This window comes from Mesorhizobium sp. WSM4935 (assembly GCF_029625735.1).
Classification (GTDB): domain Bacteria; phylum Pseudomonadota; class Alphaproteobacteria; order Rhizobiales; family Rhizobiaceae; genus Mesorhizobium.
This window is the reverse complement of record NZ_JARTVR010000003.1, coordinates 673,985-694,423: the sequence shown is the minus strand read 5'-3', so window position 1 is coordinate 694,423 and position 20,439 is coordinate 673,985. Positions and strand designations below refer to the sequence as shown.

The 20,439-nt window shown below is 62.7% G+C and carries 23 protein-coding genes, 1 tRNA gene and 1 pseudogene; 13 read left to right on the top strand and 12 right to left on the bottom strand.

The window, feature by feature from the left end:
- Positions 1-10: 10 nt before the first annotated feature.
- Positions 11-1,081: a GGDEF domain-containing protein gene (locus P9273_RS11470; protein ID WP_040995577.1), complete on the bottom strand. Its 1,071-nt coding sequence runs from the start codon at positions 1,079-1,081 to the stop codon at positions 11-13.
- Positions 1,082-1,401: 320 nt separating this feature from the next.
- Here P9273_RS11470 and P9273_RS11465 point away from each other — a divergent pair, with 320 nt between their 5' ends.
- Positions 1,402-1,821 (top strand): GFA family protein, encoded by a 420-nt coding sequence (locus P9273_RS11465; protein WP_278048977.1) that lies wholly within the window; start codon positions 1,402-1,404, stop codon positions 1,819-1,821.
- Positions 1,822-1,898: 77 nt separating this feature from the next.
- Positions 1,899-2,258 carry a diacylglycerol kinase gene (locus P9273_RS11460; RefSeq protein WP_040995573.1) on the top strand — a complete coding sequence of 120 codons (360 nt, stop codon included), beginning with the start codon at positions 1,899-1,901 and terminating at the stop codon, positions 2,256-2,258.
- Between the two features lie 12 nt (positions 2,259-2,270).
- Here the strand turns inward: P9273_RS11460 and P9273_RS11455 are convergent, their stop codons facing one another.
- The gene (locus P9273_RS11455) at positions 2,271-2,870 is read right to left on the bottom strand and encodes a DedA family protein (protein ID WP_278048976.1); all 600 of its coding nucleotides are present in this window, start codon (positions 2,868-2,870) and stop codon (positions 2,271-2,273) included.
- Positions 2,867-3,430: a DUF1003 domain-containing protein gene (locus P9273_RS11450; RefSeq protein ID WP_278048975.1), complete on the bottom strand. Its 564-nt coding sequence runs from the start codon at positions 3,428-3,430 to the stop codon at positions 2,867-2,869. The genes P9273_RS11455 and P9273_RS11450 overlap by 4 nt, the downstream gene beginning before the upstream one ends.
- A gap of 90 nt (positions 3,431-3,520) precedes the next feature.
- Between P9273_RS11450 and P9273_RS11445 the strand changes: the two genes are divergently transcribed.
- The 6 genes and pseudogenes from P9273_RS11445 to P9273_RS11420 all read left to right on the top strand — a co-directional run bounded on the left by P9273_RS11445 (position 3,521) and on the right by P9273_RS11420 (position 9,131).
- A complete protein-coding gene (locus tag P9273_RS11445; RefSeq protein ID WP_278049043.1) occupies positions 3,521-4,234 on the top strand; it encodes a DNA-3-methyladenine glycosylase I in 714 nt (237 codons plus the stop codon).
- Positions 4,235-4,347: 113 nt separating this feature from the next.
- Positions 4,348-6,027, top strand: coding sequence for an NAD+ synthase (locus P9273_RS11440; RefSeq protein ID WP_278048974.1), 1,680 nt, complete (start codon positions 4,348-4,350; stop codon positions 6,025-6,027).
- A gap of 7 nt (positions 6,028-6,034) precedes the next feature.
- Entirely contained in the window at positions 6,035-6,442 is a 408-nt protein-coding gene (locus P9273_RS11435) for a GNAT family N-acetyltransferase (RefSeq protein ID WP_278048973.1), read from the top strand.
- A gap of 418 nt (positions 6,443-6,860) precedes the next feature.
- A complete protein-coding gene (locus P9273_RS11430; protein ID WP_278048972.1) occupies positions 6,861-7,145 on the top strand; it encodes a hypothetical protein in 285 nt (94 codons plus the stop codon).
- Positions 7,111-7,536 (top strand): annotated as a pseudogene (locus P9273_RS11425) (ATP-binding cassette domain-containing protein); the annotation flags it as partial. The gene P9273_RS11430 and the pseudogene P9273_RS11425, both read left to right, overlap by 35 nt.
- Positions 7,537-7,964: 428 nt before the next feature.
- Entirely contained in the window at positions 7,965-9,131 is a 1,167-nt protein-coding gene (locus P9273_RS11420; protein ID WP_278048971.1) for a hypothetical protein, read from the top strand.
- A gap of 431 nt (positions 9,132-9,562) precedes the next feature.
- Here the strand turns inward: P9273_RS11420 and P9273_RS11415 are convergent, their stop codons facing one another.
- The 4 genes from P9273_RS11415 to P9273_RS11400 all read right to left on the bottom strand — a co-directional run bounded on the left by P9273_RS11415 (position 9,563) and on the right by P9273_RS11400 (position 12,617).
- Positions 9,563-10,051, bottom strand: coding sequence for an NUDIX hydrolase (locus P9273_RS11415; RefSeq protein WP_040995560.1), 489 nt, complete (start codon positions 10,049-10,051; stop codon positions 9,563-9,565).
- A gap of 199 nt (positions 10,052-10,250) precedes the next feature.
- On the bottom strand, positions 10,251-10,751 hold the full coding sequence (gene gpt, locus P9273_RS11410; protein WP_040995559.1) for a xanthine phosphoribosyltransferase: 501 nt from the start codon (positions 10,749-10,751) through the stop codon (positions 10,251-10,253).
- 207 nt (positions 10,752-10,958) lie between these two features.
- On the bottom strand, positions 10,959-11,792 hold the full coding sequence (locus tag P9273_RS11405; RefSeq protein WP_040995557.1) for a universal stress protein: 834 nt from the start codon (positions 11,790-11,792) through the stop codon (positions 10,959-10,961).
- 84 nt (positions 11,793-11,876) lie between these two features.
- Positions 11,877-12,617, bottom strand: a complete 741-nt coding sequence (locus P9273_RS11400; RefSeq protein ID WP_040995555.1) for a competence/damage-inducible protein A — start codon at positions 12,615-12,617, stop codon at positions 11,877-11,879.
- Positions 12,618-12,755: 138 nt separating this feature from the next.
- Here P9273_RS11400 and P9273_RS11395 point away from each other — a divergent pair, with 138 nt between their 5' ends.
- Both P9273_RS11395 and P9273_RS11390 read left to right on the top strand, forming a co-directional pair.
- The gene (locus tag P9273_RS11395; RefSeq protein ID WP_278048970.1) at positions 12,756-13,730 is read left to right on the top strand and encodes an alpha/beta fold hydrolase; all 975 of its coding nucleotides are present in this window, start codon (positions 12,756-12,758) and stop codon (positions 13,728-13,730) included.
- 182 nt (positions 13,731-13,912) lie between these two features.
- On the top strand, positions 13,913-14,185 hold the full coding sequence (locus P9273_RS11390; protein WP_040995553.1) for a hypothetical protein: 273 nt from the start codon (positions 13,913-13,915) through the stop codon (positions 14,183-14,185).
- A gap of 207 nt (positions 14,186-14,392) precedes the next feature.
- Here P9273_RS11390 and P9273_RS11385 read toward each other — a convergent pair whose 3' ends face one another.
- The 3 genes from P9273_RS11385 to P9273_RS11375 all read right to left on the bottom strand — a co-directional run bounded on the left by P9273_RS11385 (position 14,393) and on the right by P9273_RS11375 (position 16,205).
- On the bottom strand, positions 14,393-14,632 hold the full coding sequence (locus P9273_RS11385) for a DUF2188 domain-containing protein (RefSeq protein WP_040995552.1): 240 nt from the start codon (positions 14,630-14,632) through the stop codon (positions 14,393-14,395).
- Between the two features lie 25 nt (positions 14,633-14,657).
- Positions 14,658-14,936: a DUF982 domain-containing protein gene (locus P9273_RS11380; RefSeq protein ID WP_278048969.1), complete on the bottom strand. Its 279-nt coding sequence runs from the start codon at positions 14,934-14,936 to the stop codon at positions 14,658-14,660.
- A gap of 165 nt (positions 14,937-15,101) precedes the next feature.
- Positions 15,102-16,205, bottom strand: a complete 1,104-nt coding sequence (locus tag P9273_RS11375; protein ID WP_278048967.1) for an NADH:flavin oxidoreductase/NADH oxidase — start codon at positions 16,203-16,205, stop codon at positions 15,102-15,104.
- 169 nt (positions 16,206-16,374) lie between these two features.
- On the opposite strand from P9273_RS11375, the gene P9273_RS11370 reads away from it, so the two are divergent.
- Positions 16,375-16,953, top strand: coding sequence for an NUDIX domain-containing protein (locus P9273_RS11370; protein WP_278048965.1), 579 nt, complete (start codon positions 16,375-16,377; stop codon positions 16,951-16,953).
- A 103-nt stretch (positions 16,954-17,056) separates the two neighbouring features.
- Here the strand turns inward: P9273_RS11370 and P9273_RS11365 are convergent.
- Positions 17,057-17,142 (bottom strand) — tRNA-Leu (locus tag P9273_RS11365).
- A 179-nt stretch (positions 17,143-17,321) separates the two neighbouring features.
- Here P9273_RS11365 and P9273_RS11360 point away from each other — a divergent pair.
- Positions 17,322-17,549: a hypothetical protein gene (locus P9273_RS11360; protein ID WP_278048964.1), complete on the top strand. Its 228-nt coding sequence runs from the start codon at positions 17,322-17,324 to the stop codon at positions 17,547-17,549.
- Between the two features lie 257 nt (positions 17,550-17,806).
- Here P9273_RS11360 and P9273_RS11355 read toward each other — a convergent pair whose 3' ends face one another.
- The gene (locus P9273_RS11355; protein WP_278048963.1) at positions 17,807-18,457 is read right to left on the bottom strand and encodes an outer membrane protein; all 651 of its coding nucleotides are present in this window, start codon (positions 18,455-18,457) and stop codon (positions 17,807-17,809) included.
- A gap of 159 nt (positions 18,458-18,616) precedes the next feature.
- Between P9273_RS11355 and ade the strand changes: the two genes are divergently transcribed.
- Complete coding sequence (gene ade, locus P9273_RS11350; protein ID WP_278048962.1) at positions 18,617-20,434, top strand: adenine deaminase; 1,818 nt, start codon at positions 18,617-18,619, stop codon at positions 20,432-20,434.
- The last annotated feature ends 5 nt before the right edge of the window (positions 20,435-20,439 follow it).

Sequence of the window (20,439 nt, the reverse complement as noted above, 5' to 3'; positions counted from 1 at the left end):
AAGGGCGGTATCAGTCTTTCTTGTAAAGCAGCCAGCCTTTACCGGCCCGGCCGGCCATGGCCGAGTGCTTCGTCACCCGGTTGCGGCCACCGACCTTGGAGCGATAAAGCGCCCGGTCCGCCTTGGCATAGAGATCGTCGGGGTTTTCCGCCTCCGAGGCCATGCAGATGCCCAGCGACACGGTAACGGCGCCGTAGTTCATGCCGGTCTGGCTGCTGGTGAACGGGGTATGCTCGATCAGCACGCGGATGCGCTCGGCAATCTCATATGTGGCGTCCTCGCTGGCGCCCTCGACGATAAACGCGAACTCCTCGCCGCCGGTGCGCGCGACGAACATGTCGGAACGGACGCTGGACTGGAAGATCTCGGCGATGATCTGCAGGATCCTGTCGCCGACCGGGTGGCCGTATCGGTCGTTGATGTCCTTGAAATGATCGATATCGGCAAGGATCAAGGCATTGAACAGGATGCCGCGATTGCTGTTGTAGATCCGGGTGATCTCCTTGTCGAAGGCGCGACGGTTCCACAGGTGCGTGAGCGGGTCGGTGTCGGCAAGCCGCTTGTATTCTTCGAGCTTCGACTTGACGCTTTCGAGCTCGGCCGTCTTTTCGCTGAGCGTGCTTGCGATCTGGCGGCCATGGTCGATCGTCGAGCTGGTGGCGGCAGACATGGCGCCGGCGATCTTCTGGAGGATTTCCTGCGAAAGCAGGCTGCGGTTGCTCAGGCCAACCGAGGTCTCATCGAGAATACGGCCATATTTTTCGATATGCGAACGCTCGCTGCGCAACAGCGCGGCGATTTCCTCGAGCTCGTTGGCGACCATCTCGCGGGCGTGCTCGACGATGGCCGGACCGTGATGCTGGGGGAAGAAGGTGCGCCCAATGCCGTCGAGGTCCTCCTGGGTCGGGCGGTTGCTCAACGAGACGACGGCGAGGCTGAGCTCGTGATTGCTGCCGCTGAGCGCCTCGTAGAAGATTTCGTAATTGCGCGGCAGTCCGAGCACGCCGAGCTGACGCATCGTCGCCACGACGGTGCTGGCGATGTCGGTATTCCTGTCGGTCGGAACGGCTGCCGGCTGCATGTTCTGTTCATTATCCCTTCAGTGCGACCGGAGACCTGCCACCGCCGGGTGTCGCGCATGCGGGGATTTGAATCGGAACCCAAATGCGACGGCGCGTCCCCAACACGACCTTCGCTTGCAGGAATCATAGATGCAGTTGCGCTAAAGTTTCCTTAATAGCCTGCATTTCCTCGATGTCTCTGCTACCGCAGGATGTAGAGAGCCGTCTAGCTCGGCTTTTGAAACACGTCGCTTCGGTGTCGCATTTGCCTGCGCCCGGCCATTTCAAACCTGAAATTCTACCCGGCAATGGATCGGGCAGATGGTCGGAGGAGGCCGGAATGGACGACAACCATAGCGGATCGTGCCTGTGCGGGGCAGTGCGTTTCAGGACGAGCGGGCCATTGCGCGGCGTCGTCTATTGCCACTGCTCGCAGTGCCGCAAGCAGAGTGGGCATTTCTACGCCGCGACCAATGTTCCAGATGCCAATATCGCGATTACCGGGGCGGAAAACCTTACTTGGTACGAAGCTTCCCCTTTTGCCAGGCGCGGGTTTTGCAGGACGTGTGGATCGGCGCTGTTCTGGAAGCCGAGGGACAACGCATATGTATCGGTTCTGGCCGGGTCTTTCGACGAACCGACGAGCCTGCAGGGCGAGTGCCATATCTTCGTCGGCGACAAGGGCGATTATTATTCGATCGACGATGGACTGCCCCAGTTCGAGAAGTCGACACCTTCGATAAAGGTCGCGGACGAATGATTTTTGCCACGGCTGCCTTATTCCCTTGATCCGGTCGTTGCGATATCCCCTGACGGTGATTCGAAACGGGGCTGGGCATGCAGCGGCTGATCGACGCTTTCATCAATTCAGTGCGGGCCTTCCGCAAGCTCGCCGCACACGAGAAGGCATTCCAGCAGGAGCTGATGCTGCTTGCGCTCGCCCTGCCGGCCGGCTGGTTCATCTCGGTCTCCTGGCGCGGCTACGCCCTGCTGATCGGCGCCGTGCTGCTGCTGATCATGGTCGAAGTGCTCAACACCGGCATCGAGGCGGCCTGTGACGCGATCTCGCGCGAATTCCACATCGACATCCAGCTCGCCAAGGATTGCGGTTCGCTGGCCGTGCTGATTTCGATCGTGATCGCCGGCGGTGTCTGGGCCATTGCCTTGATCGAGCGCCTTACCGGCGCGCCGATCTGATCGCGCGATCGATCACGATCCTGCCCGGTCTTCCCTGGCGCGCTCACGCTTTGCGAAGCGATGGCCTACCAACCAGGCGGCAACGGCGATGACGATGCCGATGCCGAGGGCAATGAGCAGGCGCTCATGGCGTGCGAACGCCTGGCCCACCATTTCCTCCGCGCCCAGGCCGAAGACATAGCCGATGCCGCTGAACAGAGCTGCCCAGACCGCGGACGAGATGGCATTCAGGATGACGAAACGCGGCACGGACACGGTCGACAGGCCGGCGGCGATGCCGCCGACCAGGCGCATGCCGTAGATATAGCGGTTGGTCAGCACGAAGATGTTGGGATGGGTGTTGAGCAGGCGGTAGGCGCGGCTGAAGCCTGGACGCCTGCGCAACCTTCTCACATAACGATGTTCGGCGAAGCTGCGCCCCAGGGTGAAGAAGAAGGTGTCGCCGGCGAAGGCGCCGAGAAAGGCCGCGAGGAAAGTCTGCCACAGCACGAAGACATGCTGATGGGCGAAGAAGCCGCCAAGGATCGCAGCGCTTTCGCCTTCGGCGACGCAACCCAGGAAGACCGCGATCAGCCCGTATTGCTCGATGAGATGGTGGATAGTCTCGCTCATTCCGTTGCGGACCGCGCCGACAGCTTCTCGTCGATACGCCTGATCTGCTCGGCCATGCGCAGGATCTCTTCCCTCATGCCGATGATCTCGCTGTGGCGCAGCTCGTCGAGTTTCTCATGCAGGGCCATGATCTCGATCTCGGCCTTCAGATTGACCTCGTAGTCATGTGCTGCGTCGATGCGGTCGCGCTCGGTCTGGCGGTTCTGTGACATCATGATCACCGGCGCCTGGATCGCCGCCAGCATCGAAAGCACCAGGTTGAGGAAGATGAAAGGGTAGGGGTCGAAAGCGTCGCGCGTGAGCAGCCAGGCATTGCCGACGGTCCAGATGGCGAGAAAGGCCAGGAAGCCGAGGATGAAGGACCAGGAGCCGCCGATCCTGGCGATGGTGTCGGCAATCCTGTCGCCATAGGTCTCGTGGAAGGCGACGGCCTTGTTGGTATCGCGCGTGATGGTGGTGCGCTCGAGCGTCGACTGCAGCACGCGGCTCTCGAGCGGACCGAAACCTTCCGGCTTTCGCTTGAGCAGGCGGTTCGCCATGTCCTCGACGATCTTGCTCATCTGTCTTCTCCTTCGCGGGGCGTCGATAGACGTAGAGGCTGCCGGGCCGGACGTGAAGTGCTAGATTGCGGCGAACAGGCGAGGACAATGATGCTCGATTTCCAGAAAATCCACGCTCGGGCAGCAAAGCGCAAGGGCGGCGAGGCGGTGCTTGCTCCGCTGCTTGGTCCGGCGCCGGACAATGCGGCGGTGGCGAAAATCCCCGACGACCGCATTCTCTCCACCATGGCCGAGCGCATTTTCGCCGCAGGATTCGTGTGGCGCGTCATCGAACAGAAATGGCCGGGTTTCGAGGAAGCGTTCCTCGGCTTCGAGCCGAAGCGGCTTTTGTTCCAGCCGGACGATTTCTGGCACGAGCTGGCCTCCGACAGCCGCATCGTGCGCAACCCGCAGAAGATCAAGTCGGTGCGCGACAACGCCGCTTTCGTCGATCGCGTCTCGAAGGAACATGGCAGCTTCGGCAAATTCATCGCCGGCTGGCCGGCGGACGATCAGGTCGGCCTGACCGCCTATCTCGCCAAGCATGGCAGCCGGCTCGGTGGCAACACCGGCCAGTATTTCCTGCGCTGGCTGGAATGGGACACGTTCGTCGTCTCGACCGACATGGCGGCGGCCTTGCGCGATGCCGGCCTCGATATCGCCGAGAACCCGACCTCGAAGCGGGACCTCGACAGGATCCAGGCGCAGATCAACCGATGGTCGGCCGAGACCGGCCTACCGCGCCGCCACATCTCGCGCATCCTGGCGATGTCGATCGGCGAGAACCGCTCGGCGGAGGCGTTGCGCGAGTATATGGGCGACTAGGTGATCAGGACTGATCGGCTCTGCGGATCAGCCCTGATACGATCTTCGATCGATCCTATTTGGTACAACCAAACGCCATTGCGGGGCGATTTGAGCCACGCTAAATCCGTTCCATGACCCAGACCGCTCCCGATATTCTGCGCATCGCCGTCGCCCAGCTCAACCCGACTGTCGGCGACGTCGCCGGCAATCTGGCAAAAGCGCGCGAGGCGAGGGCGGACGCGGCGCGCCAGGGCGCCGATCTGGTGCTCTATACCGAGCTCTTCCTTGCCGGCTATCCGCCGGAAGACCTGGTGCTGAAGCCTTCCTTCCTGAAGGCTTGCGAGAAGGCGGCGCAGGATTTCGCGAAAGATACGGCCGATGGCGGGCCCGGCGTCATCATTGGCACGCCGCTGAAGCGCAAGACCGGCACGCATAACTCCATCGTCTTCGCCGACGGCGGCAAGATCATCGCCGAGCGCTACAAGCTCGATCTGCCCAATTATGGCGAGTTCGACGAGAAGCGTGTCTTCCAGGCTGGGCCTGAACTGCAGGGTCCAGTGAATTTTCGCGGCGTGCGCATCGGCATTCCGATCTGCGAGGACATCTGGGGCGATATTGCCGTCTGCGAGACCCTGGCTGAAAGCGGCGCCGAGATCCTGCTAGTGCCGAACGGCTCGCCCTATTACCGCGCCAAGATCGATGTCCGTCACCAGATCGTTATCCGGCAGGTCATAGAAACCGGCCTGCCGATGATTTACGCCAACCAGCTCGGCGGCCAGGACGAGCTGATCTTCGACGGCGCCTCGTTTGCGATCGGCGCCGACAAGACGCTCGCCTTCCAGATGAGCCAGTTCGAGGAGGCGATCGACGTCACCACCTGGAAAAGGAAGGGAGACAGCTGGGTCTGCTCGGAAGGCCCGATGTCGAAGATCCCGGAGCGGGAAGAGGCGGACTACCGGGCCTGCATGCTCGGCCTGCGCGACTACGTCAACAAGAACGGTTTCAAGAATGTGGTGCTCGGTCTGTCCGGCGGCATCGACTCGGCGATCTGCGCGGCTTTGGCCGTCGACGCGCTCGGCGAAGAGCGGCTGCGCACCGTGATGATGCCCTACCGCTACACGTCGAAGGATTCGCTGAAGGACGCCGAGGACTGCGCGCGCGCGCTCGGCTGTCGCTACGACATCGTGCCGATCTCCGAGCCGGTCGAAGGCTTCAAGCACGCGCTGACCCAACTTTTCGAGGGAACCCAGGAAGGCATCACCGAGGAAAACCTGCAGAGCCGCGCGCGCGGCACGATTCTGATGGCGATCTCGAACAAATTCGGCTCGATGGTGGTCACCACGGGCAACAAAAGCGAGATGTCGGTCGGCTACGCCACCCTTTACGGCGACATGAATGGCGGCTTCAATCCGATCAAGGATCTCTACAAGATGCAGGTTTATGCGCTCGCGCGCTGGCGCAATGCGCATGTGCCGCCGGGCGCGCTCGGCCCGTCCGGCGAGGTGATCCCGAAAAACATCATCGACAAGGCGCCGTCGGCGGAACTGCGGGAAAACCAGACCGACCAGGATTCGCTGCCGCCCTATCCGGTGCTGGACGATATCCTGGAATGCCTGGTCGAAAACGAGATGAGCGTCGACGACATCGTCGCGCGTGGCCACGACCGGGCGACGGTGACGCGCGTCGAGCACCTGCTCTACATCGCCGAATACAAGCGCCGCCAGGCGGCGCCCGGCGTGAAGATCACGAAGAAGAATTTCGGCCGCGACCGCCGATACCCGATCACCAACCGGTTCCGGGACCGCGGTTAGCCTCCGCATGCCGGACATTGAAATCAGTTTCGACCTGTCTCGGATCGATTTCCGGGCGACCTCCGATCTGCTCATGCAAAGCTATTGGGGAGCGTCGCGCACCGACGAGGCCAATCGTCGCGCCTTCGACAACTCGCTTTGCGCCGGCGCCTATCTCGACGGCGAGCAGGTCGGTTTTGCCCGCGCGATCACCGACTATACGGTCTTTGCCTATCTCGCCGACGTGATCGTCTGGCCGGAGCATCGCGGGCATGGCATCGGCAAACGGCTTGTGCAGGCACTCCTCGATCATCCCGATATGAAAACCGTTTCTCATTGGAGCCTCACGACCAGCGACGCTCACAGCCTCTACCAGAAGTTCGGATTCCGGACGGAAGGGCGCTACATGCGACTGGATCGCTCACCGGCTGCCTGAGGCTCGGCCACAACCCGCCGTTGTTGCAAATTCGTCTCAGTGCTTGGGCCAGATGTCGTTTTGGCGACCGGCCGGCTTGGCGATCGGCTGATGCCTCCCTATAACGGCCTCTCCGCGATTCCCTTCCGGGAGGACCGTATGGCAGGATTTGACATCGTTATGCGAGGCCGCGAAGCCTAGGTCTGCTCGGGCTTTCCGAAGGTTCTTCGGAGAGCTGGACGCAGGACAGGCATCGGCCGCTGCCGGTCGCCGCCTCAGGGCAGGCGGCCCACCATACTGAACCTCCCGCTCTTTTGGGTCGCCGCAAGGCGCGGAATGCGGGTTTTCCAATTCGATTTTACCGGGACCGGGCTCGTTTGCGCCCGGATGACATCATGGCTCGTTTCAAAACGATCTGCGCGCGAGCGCCTTTCGCAGCGTGCTTGGCTTCACGTTCAGCCACTGGCGGCGCCAGCCGTGGCGGCTTGCGCTCATCATGGGCGCATTCCTGCTCTCGACGCTGGCCGACGTGCTGACACCCTTCTATTCCGGCCGCCTGGTCGATGCGGTCGCCAGCGGCGCCGGAACCGACGAGGTCGCCTGGAATGTGGCGATGCTGGCGTTCTCGATCCTGATGGCGCTGGCGCTGGCAGGCGTCGTGCTGCGTAACGCCGCCTTCTTATGGATCGATCGAGCATGCGGCCAAGCTCGCCAGCGCGCATGATTTCATCAGCAACCTGCCCAAGGGCTATGGAACGCTGGTGGGCGAGCGTGGCGTGAAACTGTCCGGCGGCGAGCGCCAGCGCGTGGCGATCGCCCGCGCCTTCCTGGCCGACGCCCGCATCCTGATCCTGGACGAGGCGACATCGAGCCTCGATTCGGAATCGGAAGTGCTGATCCAGAAGGCGATGGAGCGGCTGATGGTCGGGCGCACGACCCTGGTGATCGCGCACCGGCTCTCGACGGTACGGGCGCTCGACCGGCTGCTGGTCTTCGATCGCGGACGTATCGCCGAGGAAGGCTCGCATGACGACCTGATCCGGCTGAACGGCGGCATCTACCGGCGGCTGTTCGAGCGTCAGGCACTCGAATTGACCAAGGGCCTCGTTGCCTGAGGAAAGGACGGCGCCCGGCCTCGGCCGGGCGCCGTCAGCCGCAGCGCGGCCCGGGATTGATCTCCCTAGGGCGCTTCACCGTTTCAGGAAAACGGCCGCGGGGCGTTATGTCCGACCCCGTGCTGCCCGCATGGGATCGTCCGGGCAATCGGCCTGCGAGTCCTGCATTTGCAACCGCTCTCCCGTTATGCGGTTAGAGCGCCTCAATATACCGTCAAAATTACTTTATATTTAAATAATATTTAGGAGTTTCTATTTTAGATTTTATCTATGTTCATGGCGTGAAGAAAGTGTCTTGAGGGATTTACAGAAAAGAAAATCGAGAGTGGCAAAATAGGGCCTTGAAGACTTTTTTACAGGAATCCGACCGGATGGAGATTTTCTTGGGAAGAACGGCTGCCCTTAGCGTTTTCGCATAGGCATTCACCATGAATCCTGTTTCCGCAAAAGCGGGGCCGGGCAAGGTGGCCGGGTCGTCGGCGCTGGAATCCCATGGCTCGGTTCGGCCTTTAGCCGCCGAGGATCTCGAGCGCGTCGCCGCGCTCTTCCTGATGAAGTTTCGCCATCCTCGCCGCCAGCGCGATCGCGCGATCGCGCGGACAGCGGACTATATGAGGGAGCTTTACCTTGACGGGGATGAGAGCAAGGCTCTTGTCCAGATCGATCCGCAGGGCCGATTGGGCGGCTTCATGGGCGTTCTGAAAGCCCGCTATGAGCTCAACGGAAGGGCATTGAACGCCGCAATCATCGGTCCATTCATGACCGACTCCAGCATCGATCACGGTTGGGCCGGGCCGCAATTGCTGCGTTCCCTGCATCAAGGCGAATTCGACCTGTACCTGACCGATTCCGCCAACCGGACATCCTTGGCCTTCGCGCGTCCGATGAAGTATCAGCTCCTGCCGGTGCATTGTCTGGAATGGACCTGTATTTTCCGGCCGGGCGCCATGGCCGCCGCCATGCTGCGCCGCAAATGGCCGGGACTGCCTCGCCTGGCGCTCGATCCCTGCGCGCGAGCATTCGACGCCCTTTCAAAAAAAAGGTTCGGGCCTCCGGTCCAACCTTCCTCATCGCAGCGGATCCATCGCGAACCGATTGATGCCGCTCAGTTTGCAAAATGGCTGCCTACCCTGGCGTCCGATTATGCCCTTCGGCCGAGCTGGAAGGACGGCGAGTTGCCGCGGTTGCTCGCGCTGGCGGCTGAGAAGCAGGCCGATGGGCCGCTTCGTTTCGGCGGGATTTACGACCAAACGGGCAGGATGCTGGGGTGCTATGCCTTCTATGGCCAGACCGGCGGCATCGCGAACCTGCTGCAGATCCAGTCGTCCGGATCCCACTGGGGCGCAGCGCTGGATGCCCTCATCGCGACGGCGCGGGATTTGGGCTGCGTGGGCATTACCGGCCAGACCCAAAGCAGGTTCATGTCTCAACTGTTCGGTTACAAGAACGTCTTCTTCCACTATGCCGGGGGCACGATGGTGCGTTCAGGCGTCGCCGAGGTCACGGAAGCGGTCCGCTCCGGCGACATCTTCATCGGCGGGGTGATGGGCGACCGCTGGACCCGTCTCAGTTCGGACGACTTTGGCCGCGCCTGACGATCTTGCGATGTGACGCGATTCCGGAGGGGAGGCCACGGCGAGGCCGCCGAACCTGGCCGTTCGCGCTTTCCTGGAATGGCTCTAGTAGCACTGCGCAGGGATTTTGACCGGTCGCTCCGTTTGCATTGGCAGGCGGTACGCGTTGGAGATTGGCCGAAACGCCCATCGCGATCGTCATTCCAGGGCGGAGCAGGAGCGAAGCTCCGTCGCGAAGCCCTGGAATCCATGCCATTGCCTTCGCCAAGGCGTGCAGCGGAGCAGAACTCTGCACCGTAGCAACGCTTCCAAGTCACGGCATGGATTCTATGGTCTGCGCCGCGTCGCTTCGCTCCTTGCTTCGCCATAGAATGACGAGGTTGGGGCGGCTTCGACCAATCCCCTGCGTTTACGCTGATTTCAAGGAAAGGAACGGAAAATCCTGCTTTGAATCAGGCGAACCTGTGCGGCTCGGCGCAGAAGTCGGCAATAAGCTGGCAAAGGTCGGGTTCGTTGACCATGCGAACGGCTTCGTTCGGGCCGACCCATTTGCGCGTGCGCGCGCGTTTCTCTTTCCAGCGATCCGCGACGCGGTCGACATGCAGCGGAAAGACCAGCACCTCGCAAGGCACTTCCTCGCCTGAAGCGAGGACCTTGGCATAAAAATAGCGGCCGGCCTCGAGATGCGAGACGGTGCCGCGCAGGCCTGCTTCCTCGCCCGCTTCGCGGGCGGCGGCCTCGCAAAGCGGCTCCCTGGCCTCCGGCCAACCCTTGGGCAGCACCCAGCGCCCGGTGTCGCGGCTGGTGATCAGCATGATCTCCACGCCGTTCTCGCCCTCGCGCCAGGGCAAGGCGGCGACCTGCAGGCGACAAGGCGCGACGCCGAAGAGCCGCCGGACTCTTTCGGCCATCTGGTTGTGCGTCGTCGCCCTCGTCAACATGGTAGAAGCTGCCCCAAAGCCTCCAGAATCGTTTGCCACCTCACGAATCTTAGGGCGAATTATGGACTTTAAAAGTAAAAAACTTCACTCCGTCGGAAAATCCAACCAGAAAAAGTCAATCTCCCAAAGTAGTCGGGCCTACCGGCGCGGCTACACGGTGCAGGTTTGAGTGAGATTCTTTGGACGATATGATGGCCGTTCAGCCGGCGTGATCATCCGCGATCGGCTTCTGGTAAGTGAAGCCCATATCCCAGGGAAAGTAGATCCAGGTGTCCTGGCTGACCTCGGTGACGAATGTATCGACCAGCGGGCGCCCCTTCGGCTTGGCGTAGACGGTCGCGAAATGCGCCTTCGGCATCATGGCGCGCACAATGCCCGCCGTCTTGCCGGTATCGGTCAGATCATCGATGATGAGCACGCCGGCTCCGTCATCGGCAAGCAGCGAAGGCGAAATCTCCTTCAGGACCTGCAGCTGACCCTGGCTGGTGTAGTCATGATAGGAGGCGACGCACACCGTCTCGATGACGCGGATGCCGAGTTCGCGCGCGATGATGGCGGCGGGCACCAGGCCGCCGCGCGTGATGCAGACGATCGCTTTCCATTGTCCCTTGCTGGTGCCGGAAAGCCGCCAGGAAAGCGCCCGGGCATCGCGGTGGAACTGGTCCCACGAGACGGGAAAAGCTTTTTCGGGAAGGGACATGGTTCGCGCACTCCGCAAGGCGCGCCGTCGGCGCGCAGAAACACTGGAATGCAGGCGGAATTAGCCGGAAAGCGCCGGGCTTGGCAAGGGGAGGGCCGGCGAGGGCTGTGGAGCCCAAGCGCGTCGCGCTGAGACGAATTGAAGCGACACGCTTCAGCTTGACGCAGGTCGTGACGTCGAAACCGCTTGCGGTTGCGAAACCCGCGCTCACCGCGACAGGAAGGCCGCCACATTCGTCGTGCGCAGCACCGTGCGGGTGACGCCGCCGAACAGAAGCTGGCGCAACCAGGAGTGGCTGTAGGCGCCGAGGACCAGAAGATCGGCGCCGGACTCGGTTATCCGCGACTGGATGATATCGTCGACCGAGGCGCCGCCCGATTTCTGCACGGAGACGCTGACATTGGCGCCGTGGCGCGACAGCGCCGCCGCGATCTCGGCGCCGGCGGCTTCCGGAGATTCATCGAGCGACTCCGGCGGGTCGATGACCAGAATGTCCGTCTTGTCGGCCTCGGCAATGAAAGGCAGAGCATCGAACGCGGCGCGAGCCGCTTCCTTGCTGCCGTTCCAGGCAAGCAGCACACGTCTGAAAGTCGTGACCAGCGGCCCGGCATGCGGCACGACCAGCACCGGCCGGCCGGCGTCGTAAACCAGCGTGTCGACATCGGCGCTCGGGTCGCCGCCGGCGTCGCGCTGCGCGGCGATGATCAGATCGGCGGCGCGCACGCTCGATATACCGGTCAGCGCGCTGTCGCCGGAGAAGCTTTCAAGGCTCCGCCACTCGAAGGACAGGCCGGATTCCTCGATCCGCTTCAGGAAATAGGCCTGCAACTTGTCGGCGCGTTCCTTGTTCATCTCGGCCGAGACCTGGAGGAATTCAGTATCGGGGAAGCCGGTGGCCGATGTATAGGGCACGGGAAGCGCCTCGGCATGGATGCCGACGAGGTGGCTCTCGAACCTCTCGGCGAGCGGTAGGGCGCAATCGAGAACACGCTCGGCGTCCTGTTCATTTTGCAAAATGGCGACGATTGTCCTGAAGCGCATGACCGGTCCCTCAATTGTTTGCGCTACGCGTGCGCGCAGCGAAGGAACGCCTCAGCGCGTTTACTGGTTCCAGCCGAACGCCGGTCAGCCTGCCTTGGCTAAGCCCGCCACCATCACCTCGACGTCCTTGCGCGCGGCCTCGAGCGCTTCCTCGCTGCGGGCTCGCACGACGAGTTCGGTCCAGAACTTGCCGTCGCCATATTTGGGGTAGGAGCCGATGATCGTGTCGGGATGCGCCTTCTGGATCTCGGCCAGCGGCCCGCCGATCAAGCCCTCGCCGACGGGACAATGCACCGTGGCCGACAGCATCTTCGTGCCGGCCTTGAGCGTCGGCACGACATTGTCGAGCATGGCCTGAAAGATCGACGGCACGCCGGCCATGACGTGGACATTGCCGATGCGGAAGCCCGGCGCGACGGAGACGGGATTGTCGATATGGTCGGCGCCGCGCGGCATGCGCGCCATACGCTTGCGCGCTTCGGTGAATTCGATGCCTCGCCCGGCATAGCTCGCTTCGAGCAGGGCGTAGGCTTTTGCATCGTATTCGCAAGGCACACCGAAGGCCTTGGCGATCGAGTCGGCGGTGATATCGTCATGCGTGGGGCCGATGCCGCCTGTAGTGAAGACGTAGGTATAACGGGCGCGCACGGCATTCACCGCCGCAACGATCTCGTCCTCCTCGTCGGGGACGATGCGCACTTCCTTCAGATCGATGCCGATCGCCGTCATGATGTCGGCGAGGTGGCCGATGTTCTTGTCCTTGGTGCGGCCGGAGAGGATCTCGTCGCCGATGACGAGCATGGCGGCGGTGACGATTTCAGGCATGGCGGGCTCCGGCACAAAGGTCGCCTGAGATAACGCGGCCGGCGGCCGGCCGCAATGCGAAACCCCGATGTGTCGGATGTGCGCTTGTGGCGGCGGCCATTGCGGATATGGTGCGGTCGGTCCGGCCGGGGTGAAAACATGCCGATATCGATTGTCTTGTGGCTGCTTGCCGGCTTCTTTGCCGCCGTGGTCCTTGCCGTGCTCGCCTTGATGCTTGCGACCTGGCGGATCGCGGCAAAGGCCGAAGGACTGGTGCCGCCTTGCGGGAAATTCATCGAGATCGACGGCAACCGCATCCATTATGTGGAAGAGGGCGAGGGCAGGCCGATCATCTTCGTCCATGGACTCGGCGCTCAGCTCCACCATTTCCGCCACACGCTGTTTGGGCGCTTCGGCCCTGGTTACCGGCTGATCGCGCTCGACCGGCCGGGCTCCGGCTATTCGGTTCGGGCAAGGGGCGCGACCGGCCGATTGCCCGAACAGGCCGACATCGTGCGACGCTTCATCGGGGAACTGCGCCTGGAGCGGCCGCTGATCGTCGGCCATTCGCTCGGCGGGGCCGTTGCGCTTGCTCTGGCAACCGCGCATCCGACAGCGATTTGCGGCATTGCGCTGCTCTCGCCGCTGACGCATCTCGAAGCGAGGACACGTCAGCGGTTTGACCTGCTCTATGTTCCGTCGCCGCTGCTGCGCCGCGTCCTGGCCCATACGGTGGCGATACCATTCAGCCTTCGTTACGCTCAGCCGACGCTGAGGTTCATTTTCGCGCCGCAAGCGGTTCCCGCGGACTACATGGTCGCCGGCGGGGGATGGCTCGGGTTGCGTCCGTCCCACTATTTCGCCACGTCCACCGATGTCGTGGCGATGGAGCGGGATCTTGCCGAAATCGAACGCCGTTACCGCGACATAGCGATGCCGGCAGGCATCCTGTTCGGCACCGCTGATCAGGTGATCGGCGAGGTCGTTCATGGCGAGCCGATGCTGGATAAGATCAAGGGCATCGACTTCGAACGGGCCGAAGGTCTCGGCCACATGCCGCAATTCGTGGCACCCGAGCGGGTCGTCGCTTTCATAAAACGGGTCGCCGCGCGCGCTTTCGCCGATGCGAGATGATTTCTGCTGGCGCCCCGCGCGCGTTCCACGGCCGTTCACGAAGCGTCACACAAAAGTGTCGGACATTCCGTCCCACCCGCAATTTCTGGTGGAACTTTAGCCCCTGCCGCAAGGTTTCGTTCGTATCGCTGTGGGGCTTCCGTCCCACATATTTTTTGCGATCGAGAGAATGGAGAAATCCGATGCTTACAAGACTTATCGCAGCTTCGGCGCTGGTGCTGGCCATGGGTGGCGCGGCCATGGCGCAGTCGTCCGATGACTGGTGGTGGTGGCACCGCGACCATCGTCCCGCGGCGAGCGTCCAGGTAGACCCCTATACCACAGGCAGCATCAATGGAGGCTCCGGACTGACCACCTACGGCAATACCGGTGCTATCGGGCCGTGTGCGGACACCACGCCTGGTCCGGATGCCAACTCACAGCAGAACGTCAACGACAATTACTGCGGCAAATAGCGCCGCACAATCGCCGGCGGCCGGTATGAAGCCTTGGGCTTGCCGGTCGCGAAGGCGCCCCAGTTTTTAGTGCAGGGCGTTTCACCGTTTCATGGAAACGGCGAAACGCCCAATCTTTGTCCTCACGCAGTTCCGGACGGAAGGCTGCGGCGAAGGGGCCGAGCCTGACCACTCATGTTCCTGGACCACTCATGTTCCTGGAATGCCTTAGTCCGATACTTCGGTCTGCGGGCGGTCGCGGCCGTCGGCCAGTTCGTCGTGCCAGTTTCCTTCGGCATCCTCATACTGGATGCCGTCGGTCGTGCCGGCGACCTGTTGCTCGGCTGAGGCAATTTCGGCGGCGCGCAGCGCTTCCTGGTGCGTGCGGAAAGTTTCAGAGAATGTCGATCCGACCTTATAGGCCCAGCCGCCATCATGCTCGACGATCTTGTAAGTCAGCTTCGCCATGGAATCCTCCAGTTAAGAAGTCTGCTCAATGCAGCTTTCCGTCGGACAGCCTGTCTTCGGGGACCAGCACTTCCGATTCCCTGGCCGCCTCGACGAGGGCGCGACGCGCGTCCGCTGTCGAACGATAACCTTCCAGCGCTTTGAGGCAAATGTCGAGAGCATCACGATGGCGCTCGCCGCGATTGAGCGGCCAAACGGTCATCAGGCACTCGGCGGCCTCGCGGGTGCTTCGGATCTGGCGATACTTGCCGACATGGCCGAGCTCGACCACCACCGGCTTTTCAAAGGGTTTGTTGTCTATCATGGCCGCCAACGTAAAGCGGCCAAATTGGTTGCAGTTGTGACGAGGATCCTGCGCCCAAACGTCTCAGGACCCGTTGAGTTTTCGGTTTGTTTTGACGCAATTCCGGACGGAAGGCTACGGCGAAGTCGCCGAGCCTGACCCGTTCACCCTTTTCCGGGAATTGCTCTAGCTGGCGGCCTTCATCCAATGCCGCATCGTCGTCACCGAACGTGCCAGCTGCGGCGCGGGATGGATTTCCTCGCCGAAGGCAGCCGCCGCGCGCCAGCCCCAGCGCGGGTCGGCGAGGAATGCACGCGCCAGCGCCACCATGTCGGCACGGCCGTCGGCGACGATCGCCTCGGCCTGGCTCGGGTCGTCGATCAGCCCCACGGCGCGCGTCGGAATGCCGGCGCCGTTGCGCACGGCTTCCGCCAGATGCACCTGGTAGCCGGGGCCGGGCGGCACCTGCTGCAGGGGCGAATTGCCGCCGCTGGAACAGCAGATATAGGCGATGCCCTCGGCCTTCAGCGCCTTGGCCACCTCGATCGCGTCCTCGACGTCGAAACCGCCGTCGACCCATTCCTTCACCGAAAGGCGCGCACCCAGCATCATGGACGGAGTGGCCTTTCTCACTGCCCTGGCAATTTCAACCGCGAAGCGCATGCGGTTTTCGAGTGACCCGCCCCAGCGGTCTGTCCGCCGGTTGGAGAGCGGCGAGAGGAACTGGAAGATCAGGTAGCCGTGCGCGGCGTGCAATTCGGCAAAGTCGAAGCCGGCGCGTTCGGCGCGCACGGCCGACTGCGCAAAGCGCGCGATGAGCTCCAGGATCTCGTCTTCTTCCAACGCGTGCGGCACATTCCAGCCCGTGTCGTAGGCGATGGCCGAGGCAGAAACCGTCTGCCATGGATCCTCGCCGGGCCGGAGCGGACCGCCGCCTTCCCAAGGTCTGCGGTTGGAGGCCTTGCGGCCGGCATGGGCAAGCTGGACGCCGAACTTCGTGCCAGGCGCGGCGACGCGCCTGGCGGCGTCGAGCGTGCGCTTGGCGGCCGCCTCGTTGTCGTCGGAATAGAGGCCGAGACAGCCATGCGAGATGCGGCCGCGCCGCTCGACATCCGTCATCTCGACGGTCACCATGCCCGCGCCCGACATCGCCAGGTTCATCCAGTGATGGAGATGCCAGTCGCTGGCCGAGCCATCCTCGGCGGAATATTGGCACATGGGGGCAACCGCGATGCGATTGGGGAAGGTGAGGCCGCCGAGGGTGATCGGCTGGAACAGCGATGACGTCATGAAACGGGCTCCTGGCGAGATACCGCTATCTAGGCAGTCATGGCGCTTGGCGCCAGACACGAGCCGGTGAAACTGTCGCTGGACCAGTCGGTTTCCAGGCCAGTTGGTTCCCAGGATTGCGCGCGCCAGCTTTCATCGTTACCCCTTTGCCGCCAGTATGGAGGTCGTCATGGAAGATCGCGTTCGCGTCCGTTCGGAGGAGGTCCTTTCGGACGACTGGGCGGTGCTGAAGAAGACGGTGCTCGACTATCGCCGCCGCGACGGGCGATGGGAGACGCAGATTCGCCAGACCTACGATCGCGGCGACGGCGCGGTGATCCTGCCCTTCGATCCGCAGCGCTCGACCGTGCTCCTGGTGCGGCAGTTCCGTTTCCCGGCTTACGCCGTGGGCCATCGCGAGCCGCTGATCGAGGCCTGCGCAGGCTTGCTCGACGAAAACGATCCCGAAACAGCCATCCGCAAGGAAGCGGAAGAGGAACTGGGCTACCACCTGAAAAATGTCGAGCGCCTGTTCGCGCCGTTCATGAGCCCGGGCAGCGTGACGGAGCGGCTCTGGTTCTTCACCGCGCGCTATTCGCCGTCCGACCGCATTTCCGACGGCGGCGGCTCGCCGGAGGAAGGCGAGGACATCGAGGTTCTGGAAATGCCGTTGGACGAGGCGCTGGCCGGCATCGCCGACGGCCGCATCGTCGACGCCAAGACCATCATCCTGATCCAGCACCTGAAGCTCAATCCGATGAAGGCTTGAGCCTGTCTTTGGTCACGCCGATACCTCTTCGCCAAGGCTTGAGAGGACGTTCCTTCGTTTTAAGCTTCCGATGACCGCCATCCGAAGCTCGAAGGGCGAAGGGTGGTGCGGACGACGGGAATCGAACCCGTACGATCAGAGATCGAGGGATTTTAAGTCCCTTGCGTCTACCAATTCCGCCACGTCCGCAGGCGTGCCCTTTTCAGATGCCTGATATCAGCCGTCAAGCGATGTTTCCGATCGTCCGCAATTTGCGCGCGCGACCATCACGCAGATTTAATATTAGTGATATTTAAAATGCCAGGCTCTCCAAATCGATCTCATTAGCGTTTGTCTGCGAGCATCGGGCCGGCTTTGACGGTGGAACCATGCGTGGGGCAGGCTGGATCAGAGGGCTGCGGGAAGCTGAGGCGCGGCAGTTGCGCAGCGAGATCGATGGGCTCGAGCGGGGTCTGATCGAAGCCGCCAACTCGAAGGCCAAATGGAACCTGCATGAGGTCGCGCATACGCTGCGCTGGCAAAAGGCCCGGCTGCGAAGGCTGGAGGAGTGCCTCGACGCGATGCCCGAAGGAAAGAGGGCATCGGACCGATCCTGACCGGCCGGTCGCAAGCGTTCAGTCAAGCCTGTCCGCCAAATCCGCCACAGCGAGGGGAAGGCGGTTGGAAAGTGGCGCGATCACGGAATTACGATCCGCTAACGGAACGCTAGGTTCGCGACGCGGCGGATCGACCCGCCGAGGCCGGCGTCCATCAGGCCCCTACCCATTCCCCCGCCCCCTGCGGGCGCCGGCCACCTGAATTTCCGGGAGGTGATGCGCGAGAGATTCTTCCGGATCATCCGGCGCTGCAAGCCTCAGAATTTATAGCTGAAATTCACGCCTAGCGTCTGTAGCTTCACGTCCTGGTCACGCTCGGTGAAGGTGTCCGAAGCGTCGAAATGCTCCTTGCCGAAATCGTAATAGCGGTATTGCGCGCCAACGACGACATTGTTGGTCAAGGCATAGTCGACGCCGGCGCCGAGCGTCCAGCCGGTGCTGGTACGGGTTTGGGCAAAGCTCGTCCCTGCCGCTTGCGAGGTCTCGATGCCGGCGAAAGCGACTCCGCCGATGCCATAAATCAGCACACGGTCCATGGCGTAGCCGGCCTTGGCATTGATCGATCCGAACCACTTGACGTCGGTGCCGAACGCGTTTGCCGGGCCGGCGGTGCCGTCGATCGCGGCGTAGTTGAGATCGGCCTCGGCGCCGACCACGGCCTGGTCGAACTGCCAGAGCCCCGCAACATGGCCGCCGACGAAACCGCCGTCGATGTCGGGCTTCACCGAGCCGCCATCGACAGTGATGTCGGACCGGCCCCAGCCATAACCGGCCTGCACGCCGGCATAATAGCCGGTCCAGTCGAAACCGGGCGCGGTCATCGGCAGATCGACGCCCATGTCCGCTGCCCAGGCAGAGCCGGACAGCAGGGCAAGAAGACCGGCACTGGCGAGCGTCAGTCGACGCATCGGGCGCTCCGAAATGGCGGTTTCGAAAGACTCCTGTGCGCAAACTAGCGCCATTCATCGCCAAACGGAATTGTATCTCTGCAACAGTGGTTTACGACCTGACACTCTGGCTCCGGGCGCCGACATTTGCCAAACTGGCCCATGCAGAGGATTCAGCCAATGACGAACACCAAGCCGACCAGCGCCGCAAAACCGAAGCCGTGGACCGAAGTGGCGACACATCTGGTCGATGTCGCGATGGGCCGAAAGCCCGCGGATCTGGTCATCCGCAACGGCCGCTGGGTGAATGTCCATTCGGGCGAGATCATCCCCGGCACCGATATCGCTGTTGCTGCCGGCCGCTTCGCCTATTGTGGGCCGAATGCCGACCATGCTGTCGGGCAGGGGACCGAGGTCGTCGATGCCGGCGGGCGCTATCTGGTGCCCGGCCTTTGCGACGCGCACATGCATGTCGAGAGCGGCATGGTGACGGTGACGGAGTTCTGCCGCGCGGTCATCCCGCATGGCACGACCTCGATGTTCATCGATCCGCACGAGATCGCCAATGTGCTTGGATTGCCGGGCGTACGCCTGATGCATGACGAGGCGGTCGCGATGCCGATCAACGTGCATGTGCAGATGCCGTCCTGCGTGCCCTCGGCGCCGGGGCTCGAACACGCCGGCGCCGAACTGACGGTTGCCGACGTGGCCGACGCGATGAGCTGGGAAAACATCATCGGGCTGGGCGAAGTGATGAATTTCCCGGGTGTCGCCGCCAACGATCCGGTCATGTCGGGCGAGATCGCCGAAACGGTCAGGGCCGGCAAAACGGTCGGCGGGCATTATGCGTCGCCCGATCTCGGCCTGCCGTTCCATGGTTATGCCGCCGGCGGGGCGGAGGACGACCATGAGGGCACGCGCCCGGAGGATGCGATCGCGCGGGTGCGTCAGGGCATGAAGGCGATGCTGAGGCTGGGATCGGCCTGGTACGACGTCGCGGCGCAGATCAAGGCGGTGACCGAAAGCGGCATCGACCCGCGCAACTTCATCCTGTGCACCGATGACAGCCATTCCGGCACGCTGGTGCATGAAGGCCATATGGATCGCGTGGTGCGGCACGCCATCAGCCAGGGGCTGAAGCCAATAACGGCGATCCAGATGGCGACGCTCAACACCGCGCAGCATTTCAGGCTGGAGCGCGAGATCGGCTCGATCGCGCCCGGACGGTTGGCCGATCTCCTGATCGTTTCGGACCTTGCCCAGATGACCATAGACGAAGTCTATGGCCGCGGCGTCCGGCTGGCCAAGGCCGGCAAGCTCGAGATCGACATCGCGGCCTATGATTATCCGCAATCCGCAAAGAACACCGTCAAGCTGGGCAAGAGGATTGCCGCGAAGGACTTCGACATTCTTGCGCCTCAGGGCGCCAACGAGGTGCGGGCACGGGTGATCGGCGTGATCGAGAACCAGGCGCCGACGCGGGCTCTCGAGGCCGATCTCGCCGTCGAGGACGGGTTGGTCGCCATGGATCGGCGCAACGACATCTGCCAGATCGCCCTAATCGAGCGCCATCGCGGCACGGGCGGGGTCACCAACGCCTTCGTTTCCGGTTTCGGATATGTGGAGGATTGCGCGATGGCGTCCAGCGTCGCGCATGACGCGCACCACATCATCGTCGTCGGCACCAACAAGGAAGACATGGCCTTGGCCGTCAACCGGTTGAGCGAGGTGGGCGGAGGCGTCGTTCTTTATTCCAAGGGCAAGGAGTTGGCGCTGGTCGAGATGCCGATCGCCGGGCTGATGTCCGACGAACGCGCCGAGATCGTCGCGGCGAAGGCCGAGCAACTGACCGAAGCCATGCGCAAGGTCGGCTGCTCACTCAACAACGCCTATATGCAGCACTCGCTGCTGGCGCTGGTGGTCATTCCGGAGCTCAGAATATCGGATGTCGGCCTTGTCGACGTGACGACGTTCCAGAAGGTCGATCTGTTTATTTGAAGCGA